We start from the raw sequence: 12,408 nt of genomic DNA, 5'->3' as shown, positions 1-12,408 counted from the left end.
GCGCCATCAGGCACAAGGGCCGGCGTGTCGCGCAAGCGCCTCGGCGTGGAGCTTGGCGCTCGGCTCGGCGAAGCAGCAGAACACCACGCGGGCCACGGACGGCGCCAAAGCGAGCCCTTCGATTGTGGTACGAACGGCGATATCGGCGGCCCGGTCGGCTGGAAAGCGGAAAATGCCGGTCGAAATCGCGGGAAATGCCACCGAGGTCAGCTTGTGCTTCCCGCACAGCTCCATCGAGCGGCGATAACAGGACGCGAGCAGATCGTCCTCTCCGAACGTGCCGCCATTCCAGACCGGTCCGACGGTGTGGATCACATGGGCAGCCTTGAGCCGGTAGCCTTTGGTGATCTTGGCATCGCCCGTCTCGCAGCCGTGGAGCATGCGGCATTCGGCGACCAGATCGGGCCCCGCCGCCCGATGGATCGCACCATCCACGCCGCCCCCACCAAGGAGCGACGTGTTGGCCGCGTTGACGATGGCGTCAACGCTCAGTGTGGTGATGTCTGCGACAATGACCTCGAGCTCGGCGCCGCCAATCCGGCGCGTCAGCTGGGTCACCTATCAGGCCGCGACGACGACGCCCTTCTCGGTGAAAAGCTGCTGCAATTCACCGGCCTGGAACATCTCGCGGACGATGTCGCAGCCGCCGACGAACTCGCCCTTCACATAAAGCTGCGGGATGGTCGGCCAGTTGGAGAAGGTCTTGATGCCGTTGCGCAGTTCGGCGGATTCGAGAACGTTGAGGCCCTTATAGCCGACGCCGATATGGTCGAGGATCTGGACGACCTGGCCGGAGAAACCGCACTGCGGAAATTGCGGCGTGCCCTTCATGAACAGAACCACGTCGTTCGACTTCACTTCGTTGGCGATGAATTCCTCGATGCTCATTTCCGTGTCCTTCTGGGGCGGAGCCCCCACCAATCAATTCGGGCTGGCTCCGCCGATCTAACCCGATACCTGCCTATATATGTAGCCCAAACCGTTGTGCATCCAAAGTAAAATGGCGGCGACATGCCCCGCTGGCCGGCTTGCCCCCAAGCCGGATCCATAGGCTGATGACATCAATATCATCGCCGGGGAGGACTTTCATACCGTAACGGAGCCCCTATCTAGGACAAACCTCGGTTTTGGAACCGGGCAACGCCAACGACGTTCTCTTGTCCTGTCTGGAGAAAAACGTGACGAAACAAGCCTCCGCTACGGCCGCCCCCTCGCTTTCGTCACTGTCCTCTGCCGGTAACCTCGCCCAGCGGCTGGAAGACGCCTTTCTCGCCGTCCGCAACGAGACCGAGCGCCGGGCCGCGCCGCTCTCGCCGGAGGACCAGCAGATCCAGTCCATGCCGGATGCCAGCCCGACGAAATGGCACCGGGCCCATACCACCTGGTTCTGGGAGCAATTTTTGCTCGGCGAGCACGCGGCTGGCTACCGGCCCTTCCACCCCGATTTCGCGTTCCTGTTCAATTCCTATTACGTCAGCGCCGGCCCGCGTCATGCCCGCAATCATCGCGGCGACATCACCCGTCCCAGCGCAAACGAGGTCGGCGCCTATCGCAACTATGTCGATGCGGCCGTCGTGAAATTCTTCCGCGAGACCGGCGCGGACAAGCTTCGCGCGATCGCACCGCTGGTCGAGGTCGGGCTCAACCACGAGCAGCAACACCAGGAATTGATGTTCACCGACATCCTGCACGCCTTCGCGCAGAACCCGGTCTATCCGGCCTATGACCCCGACTGGCGCTTCCCGGCCGCGACGCGCGCTGGCGACGACTGGCTGACGCTGAACGAGGGCATCCACACCGTCGGCCATGTCGACGACAGCTTTCATTTCGACAACGAGAAGCCGGCGCATCGCGCCCTCGTCGGCCCGGTCAGGGTCGCGCGCAATCTGGTCACCAATGCCGAGTGGCTGGCCTTCATGCGGGACGGCGGATACCGACGTGCGACGCTGTGGCTGATGGACGGCTTTGCCGCAGCCAGCAAGGAAGACTGGCAGGCCCCGGGTTACCGGCGCGAGATCGATGGCCAGTGGCACGTGATGACGCTGGCCGGTGTGAAGCCGGTCGATCCCACCGCGCCGGTCTGCCATATCAGCTACTACGAAGCCGACGCCTTCGCGCGCTGGGCCGGCAAACATCTGCCGACCGAGATGGAGTGGGAGGTCGCGGCCCGCGCCGGCCAGCTCAACGACGCCTTCGGCATCGTCTGGCAGTGGACCCGCAGCTCGTACGCGCCCTATCCCGGCTACCGCGCCATCGAAGGCGCGCTCGGCGAGTACAACGGCAAGTTCATGGTCAACCAGCTGGTGCTGCGAGGCTCCTCGCTTGCAACTCCGGAAGGCCACAGCCGTATCACCTATCGGAACTTCTTTTATCCGCACCACCGCTGGCAGTTCACGGGACTGCGGCTCGCCGATTACGACTAGTTCTCATCCGACGACAGATGCGCGCCGGACAGCGCGTTCAGGAGAGTATCATGAATGTGCACGCCAGCGCTTTGGCCGAAGCCCATCTTCCCGACGAGCAGACCACCGCCTTCGCCCGCGAGGCCATCAAGGACCTCTCGCAGCAGCCCAAAACACTGTCGCCGAAATATTTCTACGACGCGACGGGATCGGAGCTGTTCGAGGCGATCACGCGCCTGCCGGAATATTATCCGACGCGGACCGAGCTCTCGATCCTGAAGGATCGTGGCAGCGAGATCGCGAAGATCATTCCGGAGCATGCCGCGCTGGTCGAGTTCGGCGCGGGCGCGACCACGAAGGTCCGCCTGCTACTCAACCAGTGCAGGTTCGCGGCCTATGTCCCCGTCGACATCTCCGGTGACTTCCTCAAGGCGCAGGCGAACGGCCTGAAGCGCGACTTCCCGTCGCTCGGCATCTATCCGGTGACCGCCGATTTCACCACGCCGTTCGAGCTGCCGAGGGCGGTCGCCTCGATGCCCAAGGTCGGCTTCTTTCCGGGCTCGACCATCGGCAATTTCGAGCCGCATGAAGCCCAGGCCTTCCTGAAGAGCGCACGCGCGATCCTGGGCCGGGGCGCGCAGATGATCATTGGCGCCGACCTCGAGAAGGATGAGCGCGTGCTGTTCGATGCCTATAACGACGCCGCCGGCGTCACCGCGCGCTTCAACCTCAATGTTCTCGTGCGGATCAACCGCGAGCTTGGCGGCAATTTCGACCTCTCCGCCTTCACCCATCGCGCGATCTACAATCGCGAGCGGCACCGCATCGAGATGCACTTGTTCAGCAAGAAGAGCCAGACCGTGCGCCTGCTCGGCACCAGCTTCTCGTTCCGCCCCGGCGAAAGCATCCACACCGAGAACAGCTACAAATACAGCATCGAGCGTTTTGCCGCGCTGGCACAGGGCGCGGGTTGGCGCGTCCGCGAGAGCTGGACGGATGCGGCGAAGATGTTCTCGGTGCATGCGCTGGAGGTGGCGGAGTAAACGCTGCGGCCGCTCTCCGCGAGAGCGCTTTCCCCGCAGCGCATCCTTCGAGACGCTTGCTCAGACCGCTCCAGGGTCAGTGCTCCTCGGCCTCTTCCGGAGCAGATCCCAGCGACACCGATTCCCACACCGCGACGACGATCATGATCACCGTCGTCGCGACCGACAGCCAGAGCGGCGGGAGGCCGGCGGCGAACCACCACAGCAACAGCAGCAGCATGATGCCGATGCCGTGCGAGAGCTGGAGGAAGCCGCGGATCGCGTGCTTGAACAGGATGGTGCCGATCAGGAACACCAGCGGCCCGCCGATCGTGCTCACGATGGTGCGCACGTCGGAATGGCCGGTCGGGTGCTTCAGCACCAGCTCGTCCGAGACCGCGGTCAGGATGATGCCGGCGATGATCGGCGTGTGCAGATAGGTATAGGCGAGCCGCGCCAGGCGGCCGGATTCGGTGGACTTCGAGATCCGCTCCGAGCCGGCCTCGGCGCCCTTGTGGAAATAGACCCACCACATCGCGATGGCGCCGACCAGTGCGGAGACGAAGGCCATGATGTTGTCCGCGGTCCAGTCCAGCTCGGCGAAGGTCGCGCCGTTGACGACGACGGCTTCGCCGAGCGCGATGATGACGAAGAGCGAGCAACGCTCGGCCATGTGGCCGCCCTCGACGGCCCAGGCCTCGACCGACGAGAAGCCGAGCTTCGGAACCCAGAAGCGCACCGCCGGCGAGACGTACTCCCAGGCGACTGCCGCAATCCACAGCCATAGCCGCGTCTCGTCTTCGGACAGGCCGCCTGCGATCCACAACACCGCGGAGATCGCGAGCCAGGTCAGAATGCGGATCGCGTTGTGGCGGACCGCGGTCCGATGCCGCGGCGTTGCGAACAGCCAGAAGGCCGTGCGCCCGATTTGCATCGCCGCGTAGGCGATCGCAAACCACAGACCCCGCCCCTCGAAGGCGGTCGGGATCGTCGTCGACAGCACCAGCCCGCCCAGCATCATCAAAAAGAGCATAACGCGGACCGGCGTCAGCTCCGGATTGAGCCAGTTGGTGACCCAGGCGGTGTAGACCCACACCCACCACACCGCGAGAAACAGCACCGTGACGTGCACCGCGCCGAGCGGCGTGAAATGGTGCAGCAGCGTATGCGACACCTGCGTGACGGCGAAGACGAAGACGAGGTCGAAGAACAACTCGACATTGGTGACGCGGCTGTGCTGGTTCGGCACGATGACGCGAAACATCGCGCCGCGAGAATTGTCCGCAGCCATCGTCGTCCCCCGTCGCGCGATCAGATCAAGCGCCCGGCACGCCGGTTTGCAGCGCCAGCGCGTGCAGCACGCCGCCCATCTGGCCGCGCAGGGACTGATAGACGATCTGGTGCTGCTGGACGCGGGATTTGCCGCGGAAAGATTCCGAGATCACGGTCGCGGCATAGTGGTCGCCGTCGCCGGCGAGGTCACGGATGGTCACCTCGGCATCGGGGATCGCTGCCTTGATCATCGCCTCGATATCGTGGGCGTCCATGGGCATTCGGGTCTTGCTCCTTCTGGTCTCGAATCGCTGCCGGGGTCCCCTCTCCGGCAGGGCCAAACTTAGCGTGAACGGACTTCTGCGTCACGCTTTCCGGCACTATATCCATGATCCCATCAGGATAAAGGCACGACAAAGTGCCGCGCGCGGCAGATTGATCGAAAAGGTGTGAAATCATGAAGCTTCCAGGGCCCGACCATCCCATCACCATCACCCCAAATCCCCGCCGCGTCCGTGTCACCGCGGGCGACATCGTGATCGCCGAAACCAGCAAGGCGCTGACGCTGAAGGAGGCCAGATATCCGGCGGTGCAATATGTGCCGCGGGAGGACACCAACATGGCCCTGCTGGCGCGTACCGACCGCGTCACCCACTGCCCCTACAAGGGGGATGCGAGCTATTACAGCGTTAAGGCCGACGGCAAGGTGCTCGATAATGCGATCTGGACCTACGAGACGCCCTTTCCCGCGATGAGCGAGATTTCCGGCCATCTCGCCTTCTATCCGGATAAGGTGAAGATCGAGGAAGTGGGGTAGGCGCACGCGCTGTGACGCCGGGGCGATCCTGGATCGCCTCCTTCCAGTCGACACAAGGCACGAGATGCCGCGCCGGGCCGCAAGACTGATTGGGGTCTCGTTGCTGGGATTGTCCGGCATCCTTGTTGTGCTCGCTGCTGCCGGGCTGGGTTTTCGTGCCCATCGTCAGCACCTTGCTGCCCAAACTCTCGCGATCCGCTCTCCTGCCGGCGTGCAGGAGGGAGAGTTCATCGAGATCGGCGGCATCAAGCAATGGATTCAAATCCGCGGCGAGGATCGGGATAACCCGGTTCTCCTGTTCGTCCACGGCGGCCCCGGCGGCTCCACCCTGCCGATCTCCTCGGGTTGGCGCGCCTGGGAGAAGCATTTCACCGTCGTGCAGTGGGACCAGCGCGGCACTGGACGCACCTTTGGCGCGGCTGGAGACGCGCTCGGCCCCACGATGACACTGGAGCGGATGACGCAAGACGGCATCGAATTGGCCGAGTACCTGCGCACGCATTTGCACAAGGACAAGATCGTCCTGGTCGGGCATTCCTGGGGCTCATTCCTGGGAATTCGAATGGCGAAGCAACGTCCGGATCTGTTCTCGGCCTATGTCGGCACGGGCCAGGTGGTCGGCAGGGCGACCTTCGAGAAGGCTTTCGAGCTCACGATCGCGCGTCTGCAACGGCTTGCGGCAGCGGCCACCAACAAGGAGGCTCTGGCCGAATTGGCGCCGATCGCTTCACAGCCGGTCCTCACCCCGGAGAATCGCCTGATTGCGGACAAATGGAGCAATGTGCTGGGTCTGCCGCTCGTCGACGGCTTCCAGCTGGCCGGTCCCATCCCGCCGCTCTTCATGCCGGACGTGTCGCTGCTTGACCTGTACAATTGGCGGAAGGGCGCCGCCTTCTCGGCAAAGTACCTGACGGGACGGAACGGGCCGATGTTTCAGAGCGACATGGCCTCAATGGGGTTCGAGTTTTCAATACCTATGTTCTTCATCGAGGGCGATGCAGACGCCGTGACGCCGGGAGGACCCGCCGAGCAATTCTTCAACCTGATCACGGCCCCGCATAAGGAATTCGTCTGGGTTCGCGGCGGAGACCATTTCATTCCGTTCGATCGCCCCGATGAGTTCTTGGCGGAGTTGGTGGCTCGCATAAGACCGTTCGCAAGCCATTGACGGCCTGCGCCTGGGGGGCCGGCGCCCCGTTCCGGTCCGACCTACTGCCCGCTACGCCCTGAAGATCGTGAGCCCCAATATCAGCAGCACCAGGAAGATCACGACGAAGACGTAGAACAGGAAGCGGGCGATATCGGCGGAGACGGTCGAGATGCCGGTGAAACCGAGCACGCCGGCCACGATCGAGACAAGTAGGAAGATCAGCGCCCATTTCAGGATCGTCATTGCCAGCTCCGAATTGTGCCGCTTGTCGCGGCCGTCAGCCCTTCCCTTCGGCGGACGCTAACTTCGCTGCGCGGAACTGGTTCCTACGGGTGTCAGGACCCAAGTCGGGCTCAAGTGGGGCTCAACTACCGCGCAAACGAGCCTTGCTGAATCCGGCTCGCGGCGGCACAGTCCAGCCCGGGGCAGGAGTGCGGGGGCGACCAAGATGACGATGGCAGATTCAGCGACGATCGGCGCGGAGGTGCATGCCGCGCCGAAAAGCAAGGCGCGCAATTTGGCGATTGATCGCGCCCGCACCTTCCTGACTCTGGTGGTGCTGCTGCATCACGCGGTGATCCCCTATACTTATTTCGGTCATACCGATCCGAAGTACTTCTTCGGCTTCGACATGATCGTGCTCGCCACCGACAGTTTCTTCATGGCGATGTTCTTCTTCCTGTCGGGGCTGTTCGCCTGGTCTGGCATCGCTCGGAAGGGAGCACGGAGCTATTTGGCAGATCGCCTGCTTCGGCTTGGCTTACCCTTCGCGATCTGCGCCCTTACGGTCATTCCGCTCGCCTACTACGCGATCTCCCTGCGGCAGCATCCCGAGATCGGCTTTTCGGAATTCTGGTGGAATATGGTCACGAAAGGCCCGTGGCCGAGCGGGCCGATTTGGTTCCTTTGGGTCTTGTTCGCTTTCGACCTGGTTGCCTGCCTGCTGCACCGGCTGTCGCCCAATCTGCTCGATCCGATCAATCGCCTCTCGCTATACGGTCGCCGTCGGCCCGCCGTGTTCTTCGCGGTCATGCTTGCCGTCACCGCGGCGTTCTACATTCCCGGGAGGGTTCACTTCGGACCAAGCAGTTGGTTCGAGTTCGGGCCGTTCTCGGTCCAGCACGGGCGCGTGATGCTCTACGCGACCTACTTCTTTTTCGGTGCAGGCATCGGCGTTGCGCAAATGGATCGCGGGCTGCTCGCTGTCGACGGCCGGATGGCAAAGGTCAGCTGGGACTGGATGGTGCTGGCGATCGTTCCGTATTGCCTCTTGTGGGTGCTGATCTTTATCAAGCGCGAAATACTGGGCAACCCGTCGCCGTTGCCGGACTGGTATGAAGCGCTCTATGCCATCTGCTTCACTGTCTTCAGCGTGGCCATCATGTTTCTGATCCTGGCCTTTTTCCAGAGGTTCAGGCAATCAGGCTCAGCCAAGCTGCTCGATCCAATGCAGAGCGACGCGTTCGGCATGTTCCTGGTGCACTATCCGATCGCACTGTGGCTGCAATATTGGCTGTTCGACTATGGCCTGCCGGCGATCGTCAAGGCCACGATCGGATTTGTACTGACAGTCATGGCGAGCTGGGCGCTGACGCGAGCGTTGCGGCAGATCCCGGGCGCGACGAAGGTGCTTTGAGGAAGCGGCACCGGCCTCCTATCGTCGTTGCGAGCGCAGCGAAGCAATCCATCTCACCGCAGGCAGCAGTGTGGATTGCGTCGTCGCGGAGCCTGTCATCGGGCCCGCCAAAGGCGGGACCCGGTGGCTCCTCGCAATGACGGATGGCGTCGCTACGCCGCCTTCCCACCCATATATTCCGGCAGCCAGCGCTCGAACGACTTACGGAGCGCATCGATCGCCACGGGCGCTTCGCCCGCGATCGCGATCGCATCGCCGCCGGTGGTGCCGATCCGCACGCAGGGCACTTCGCAGCCACGCATCTTGGCAAGTACGCGGCCGGCTTCGGTTTCCGGCACGGTGACGAGATAGCGCGCCTGGTCCTCACCGAACCAATAGGCCTGCGAGATCAGCGAGGTCGGCGCCGCCAGCAGCTTGGCCCCGATGCCGCCCGCCATCGCCATCTCGGCCAGCGCGATCAACAGACCGCCGTCGGAGAGGTCGTGCACGGCGGTTGCGGTACCGCCATGGATCATGCCGCGCACGCAATCGCCGTTGCGCTTCTCGGCGGCGAGATCGACCGGCGGCGGCGCGCCCTCCTCGCGACCGCAGATATCGCGCAGGTAAACGGACTGGCCGAGCCAGCCATGGGTCTCGCCCACCAGGAGGATCGCTTCGCCCTCGGCCTTGAAGGCGAGCGAGGCAGATTTGGTGAAATCGTCGAGCAGGCCGACGCCGCCGATCGAGGGCGTCGGCAGGATCGCGCGGCCGTTGGTCTCGTTGTAGAGCGAGACGTTGCCGGAGACGACCGGAAAGTCCAGCGTGCGGCAGGCTTCCGAGATGCCCTTCAGGCAGCCGACGAACTGGCCCATGATCTCGGGCCGCTCAGGATTGCCGAAATTGAGATTGTCGGTGATCGCGAGCGGCTTGCCGCCGACCGCGGTAATGTTGCGCCAGGCTTCCGCCACCGCCTGCTTGCCGCCTTCGAACGGGTCCGCCTCGCAATAGCGCGGCGTGACGTCGACGGTGAGCGCGAGGCCCTTCGGCCCGTCCTCGACGCGCACGACCGCTGCATCGCCGCCGGGACGCTGCATGGTGTTGCCGAGGATGACGTGGTCGTACTGCTCCCAGACCCAGCGCTTAGAGCACATGTCGGGCGTGCCGATCAGCTTCTCCAGCGCAGGCCCGAGGCCCATCGGCGCCGGCACGTCGCGCGCATGCACGACCGGCAACGCGGCGGAGGGGACATGCGGACGGTCGTAGAGCGGCGCCTCGTCGCCGAGCTCCTTGATCGGCAGATCGGCCATGACGTCACCGCCATGCTTGACGACGAAGCGCTTACTCGGCGTGGTGTAGCCGACCACGGCAAAGTCGAGGCCCCACTTCTTGAAGATCGCCTCGGCTTCCTTTTCCTTCTCGGGCTTGAGCACCATGAGCATGCGCTCCTGGCTTTCCGAGAGCATCATCTCGTAGGCGCTCATGCCGGTCTCGCGGGTCGGCACCGCATCGAGATCGAGGTCGACGCCGAGGTCGCCCTTGGCGCCCATCTCGACGGCCGAGCAGGTCAGGCCCGCCGCGCCCATGTCCTGGATCGCGATGACGCAGCCCTTCTCCATGATCTCGAGGCAGGCTTCGAGCAGCAGCTTCTCGGCGAAGGGATCGCCGACCTGCACCGTCGGGCGCTTCTCCTCGGACTTGTCGTCGAACTCGGCCGACGCCATCGAGGCGCCGTGAATGCCGTCGCGCCCCGTCTTGGAGCCGAGATAGACGATCGGCATGTTCACGCCGGAGGCCGCCGCATAGAAGATCTTGTCGGCATCGGCGAGGCCTACCGCCATTGCGTTCACGAGGATGTTGCCGTCATAGCGGGTGTGGAAGCGCACCTGGCCGCCGACCGTCGGCACGCCGAAGGAATTGCCGTAGCCGCCGACGCCGGCAACGACGCCGGAGACGAGATGCCGGGTCCTGGCATGCTCGGGCGCGCCGAAGCTGAGCGCATTCAGGCAGGCAATCGGCCGCGCCCCCATCGTGAACACGTCGCGCAAGATGCCGCCGACGCCGGTGGTCGCACCCTGATAGGGCTCGATGTAGCTCGGGTGGTTGTGGCTCTCCATCTTGAAGACCACGGCCTGGCCGTCGCCGATGTCGATCACGCCGGCATTCTCGCCGGGGCCCTGGATCACCCAGGGCGCCTTGGTCGGCAGGCCCTTGAGATGGATGCGGGACGACTTGTACGAGCAGTGCTCGTTCCACATCGCCGAGAAGATGCCGAGCTCGGTGAAGGTCGGTTCCCGCCCGATCAGCTTCAGGATGCGCTCGTATTCGTCGGGCTTGAGCCCGTGGGCGGCAACCAGTTCGGGGGTGATCTTGGGTTCGTTCTTCATGGATTCGAGGCTTTCGGCGGCGGTTTGGCCGTTCTTAGGAACATCGGGGGCTTCCGGAAAGCCCTTTCTGGCGCATTTTCCCGCTGTCCCACGTTTTGCAGGCGGGGACGGCGGGAACAGGAATTGCACGGCGCGGACGGATCGGATTTAAGGGCTAAAGACCCGCAATTGAAGGCCCATTTCCTTGCACGAATTGACCAAAGCGCCCCCGCCCCGCCGCCCCGACCTCCACGTCGCCACCGAGGGCGAATTTGTGGGCTGGCGGACCTGGATTCGCGACAGTTTTGAGTCCCATGTCGGCCCCTTCTGGCACCGGATCGAGGCGGACGGCAGCGTCCGCAGCGCCTTTCGGGTCGAGAAAAAGCACCTCAACGGCTCCGGGAACGTCCATGGCGGCTGCTACATGGCCTTTGCCGACTATTCCCTGTTTGCGATCGCCACCCATGTTCTGGACAGCCGGGCGGTGACGACCAATTTTGCCTGCGAATTCCTCGACGCGGCACGCGAGGGCGAGCTGATCGAATGCACCGGCGAGGTCACCCGCGCCGGCGGCTCGCTGATCTTCCTGCGCGGCAAGATGATGTCCGGCGAGCGCGTGCTGCTGACCTTTTCCGGCACGATCAAGCGGATGAAGCGGAAGGCGCTACCTCAGCCAAACGCATAGCTCGGCGGCTTCCCTTTTCACGCGCCCTCGCCCAGACTTCCCGGCAAGCGCTATCGCGCCGGGGAGCAGGAACAAGGTGCCGCAGAGCACATCGGAGGCGGGGCGCTCAGCGGCCTCCGTTTCATCGCCGTTGCCGTCCATGGCCGCCACCGGCGCGCGCAACTGGCGCGACTATGCGCTGCTGCTCGCGCTCGCCTGCTGCTGGAGCTCGACCTATCCGCTGGCCAAGCTGGCGCTTCCCACCATCCCGCCCATCACCTTCATCTCGGCACGCTCGCTGATCGCGGCTGCCTTCCTGTTCGCGATCCTGTGGATGCGCGGCATCAGGGTCCCGACCGACGCGAAAGCGTGGAAGCTGTTCGCGACCCAGCAATTGATCAACTCGACCTTTCCGTTCCTGATCATCACCTGGTCGCAGCAATATGTGCCGGCGTCGAACACGGTGGTGCTGGCCTCGACGACACCGATCTTCGCATTCCTGATCACCTCGCTGATCACCCGGCATGAGCCGGCAACGCTGCTCAAGCTCGCCGGCGCGATTTTGGGACTCGCCGGCACGATTCTCATCGTCGGCCTCGACGCGCTGCGCGGCTTTGGGAGCGAGATCGTGGCGGAAATCGCGATTTTGCTCGCGACCATCTCCTTTGCCTGCGCCACGATCTTCGGCCTTCGCCTCTCCGAATACGACCCGATGGTGGTGGCGGCCGGCTCGCTGTTGTTCGGCGGCCTCATCCTGTTGCCGCCCTCGCTGATCATCGATCAGCCCTGGACGCTGCAGCCGACCTCGACCGCAATCGTCGCCACCATCGTCATGGGAATCGTCTCGAGCGCGCTGGGCTTGATGCTGTTCTACGTCTGCCTCGGCCGGCTCGGCACGCTGACCACGAACGCGCAAGGCTATTTGCGCATCCCGATCGGCGTCGGCCTCTCCGTGCTGCTGCTCGGCGAGAGCGTGCCGTCCAACCTCGCCCTGGGGCTGGTGCTGGTCATGACCGGCGTCGCCGCGATGACGGTGCCGGCGGAGCGTCTGAAGCTGCGCTGAAGCACAATGAGCTTGGCTTGAATCGATGCTGGGCCAGCAC

At 64.0% G+C, this 12,408-nt stretch carries 13 protein-coding genes; 7 read left to right on the top strand and 6 right to left on the bottom strand.

Annotated elements, in window-relative coordinates:
• Positions 1-6 precede the first annotated feature (6 nt).
• A complete protein-coding gene (locus GGD67_RS16105; protein ID WP_018316579.1) occupies positions 7-558 on the bottom strand; it encodes an O-acetyl-ADP-ribose deacetylase in 552 nt (183 codons plus the stop codon).
• Positions 559-561: 3 nt separating this feature from the next.
• Positions 562-888: a Grx4 family monothiol glutaredoxin gene (gene grxD / locus GGD67_RS16100; protein WP_018316580.1), complete on the bottom strand. Its 327-nt coding sequence runs from the start codon at positions 886-888 to the stop codon at positions 562-564.
• A 239-nt stretch (positions 889-1,127) separates the two neighbouring features.
• On the opposite strand from grxD, the gene egtB reads away from it, so the two are divergent.
• Together egtB and egtD are read left to right on the top strand one after the other, a co-directional pair.
• A complete protein-coding gene (gene egtB / locus GGD67_RS16095; RefSeq protein ID WP_179734165.1) occupies positions 1,128-2,423 on the top strand; it encodes an ergothioneine biosynthesis protein EgtB in 1,296 nt (431 codons plus the stop codon).
• A gap of 50 nt (positions 2,424-2,473) precedes the next feature.
• Positions 2,474-3,445, top strand: coding sequence for an L-histidine N(alpha)-methyltransferase (gene egtD / locus GGD67_RS16090; protein WP_026201693.1), 972 nt, complete (start codon positions 2,474-2,476; stop codon positions 3,443-3,445).
• A 76-nt stretch (positions 3,446-3,521) separates the two neighbouring features.
• Here the strand turns inward: egtD and GGD67_RS16085 are convergent, their stop codons facing one another.
• Positions 3,522-4,715, bottom strand: coding sequence for a low temperature requirement protein A (locus GGD67_RS16085; protein WP_179734163.1), 1,194 nt, complete (start codon positions 4,713-4,715; stop codon positions 3,522-3,524).
• 25 nt (positions 4,716-4,740) lie between these two features.
• On the bottom strand, positions 4,741-4,977 hold the full coding sequence (locus GGD67_RS16080; protein ID WP_018316584.1) for a BolA family protein: 237 nt from the start codon (positions 4,975-4,977) through the stop codon (positions 4,741-4,743).
• 176 nt (positions 4,978-5,153) lie between these two features.
• Here GGD67_RS16080 and GGD67_RS16075 point away from each other — a divergent pair, with 176 nt between their 5' ends.
• Entirely contained in the window at positions 5,154-5,513 is a 360-nt protein-coding gene (locus GGD67_RS16075) for a DUF427 domain-containing protein (RefSeq protein ID WP_018316585.1), read from the top strand.
• A 64-nt stretch (positions 5,514-5,577) separates the two neighbouring features.
• A complete protein-coding gene (locus GGD67_RS16070; RefSeq protein ID WP_179734161.1) occupies positions 5,578-6,681 on the top strand; it encodes an alpha/beta fold hydrolase in 1,104 nt (367 codons plus the stop codon).
• Positions 6,682-6,732: 51 nt separating this feature from the next.
• Here GGD67_RS16070 and GGD67_RS16065 read toward each other — a convergent pair whose 3' ends face one another.
• Positions 6,733-6,906, bottom strand: coding sequence for a DUF1328 domain-containing protein (locus GGD67_RS16065; RefSeq protein WP_018316587.1), 174 nt, complete (start codon positions 6,904-6,906; stop codon positions 6,733-6,735).
• 205 nt (positions 6,907-7,111) lie between these two features.
• On the opposite strand from GGD67_RS16065, the gene GGD67_RS16060 reads away from it, so the two are divergent.
• A complete protein-coding gene (locus GGD67_RS16060) occupies positions 7,112-8,299 on the top strand; it encodes an acyltransferase family protein (RefSeq protein ID WP_018316588.1) in 1,188 nt (395 codons plus the stop codon).
• Between the two features lie 152 nt (positions 8,300-8,451).
• Here GGD67_RS16060 and purL read toward each other — a convergent pair whose 3' ends face one another.
• Entirely contained in the window at positions 8,452-10,662 is a 2,211-nt protein-coding gene (purL, locus tag GGD67_RS16055; RefSeq protein ID WP_179734159.1) for a phosphoribosylformylglycinamidine synthase subunit PurL, read from the bottom strand.
• A gap of 184 nt (positions 10,663-10,846) precedes the next feature.
• Between purL and GGD67_RS16050 the strand changes: the two genes are divergently transcribed.
• Together GGD67_RS16050 and GGD67_RS16045 are read left to right on the top strand one after the other, a co-directional pair.
• Positions 10,847-11,326: a PaaI family thioesterase gene (locus GGD67_RS16050; RefSeq protein WP_177237219.1), complete on the top strand. Its 480-nt coding sequence runs from the start codon at positions 10,847-10,849 to the stop codon at positions 11,324-11,326.
• Between the two features lie 76 nt (positions 11,327-11,402).
• The gene (locus GGD67_RS16045) at positions 11,403-12,368 is read left to right on the top strand and encodes a DMT family transporter (RefSeq protein WP_179734157.1); all 966 of its coding nucleotides are present in this window, start codon (positions 11,403-11,405) and stop codon (positions 12,366-12,368) included.
• Positions 12,369-12,408 lie beyond the last annotated feature (40 nt).

The sequence above is a fragment of the Bradyrhizobium sp. IAR9 genome (assembly GCF_013408065.1).
In the GTDB taxonomy this organism is placed as follows: domain Bacteria; phylum Pseudomonadota; class Alphaproteobacteria; order Rhizobiales; family Xanthobacteraceae; genus Bradyrhizobium.
This window is presented reverse-complemented; position numbering and strand designations above follow the sequence as displayed.

What these genes read in the sequence shown, in the direction of transcription:
- GGD67_RS16060 (WP_018316588.1), top strand. Translation starts at nt 7,112, where the DNA reads ATGACGATGGCAGATTCAGCGACGATCGGCGCGGAGGTGCATGCCGCG.
- grxD (WP_018316580.1), bottom strand. Translation starts at nt 888, where the DNA reads ATGAGCATCGAGGAATTCATCGCCAACGAAGTGAAGTCGAACGACGTG.
- GGD67_RS16070 (WP_179734161.1), top strand. Translation starts at nt 5,578, where the DNA reads ATGCCGCGCCGGGCCGCAAGACTGATTGGGGTCTCGTTGCTGGGATTG.
- egtD (WP_026201693.1), top strand. Translation starts at nt 2,474, where the DNA reads ATGAATGTGCACGCCAGCGCTTTGGCCGAAGCCCATCTTCCCGACGAG.
- purL (WP_179734159.1), bottom strand. Translation starts at nt 10,662, where the DNA reads ATGAAGAACGAACCCAAGATCACCCCCGAACTGGTTGCCGCCCACGGG.
- GGD67_RS16065 (WP_018316587.1), bottom strand. Translation starts at nt 6,906, where the DNA reads ATGACGATCCTGAAATGGGCGCTGATCTTCCTACTTGTCTCGATCGTG.
- GGD67_RS16085 (WP_179734163.1), bottom strand. Translation starts at nt 4,715, where the DNA reads ATGGCTGCGGACAATTCTCGCGGCGCGATGTTTCGCGTCATCGTGCCG.
- GGD67_RS16080 (WP_018316584.1), bottom strand. Translation starts at nt 4,977, where the DNA reads ATGCCCATGGACGCCCACGATATCGAGGCGATGATCAAGGCAGCGATC.
- GGD67_RS16075 (WP_018316585.1), top strand. Translation starts at nt 5,154, where the DNA reads ATGAAGCTTCCAGGGCCCGACCATCCCATCACCATCACCCCAAATCCC.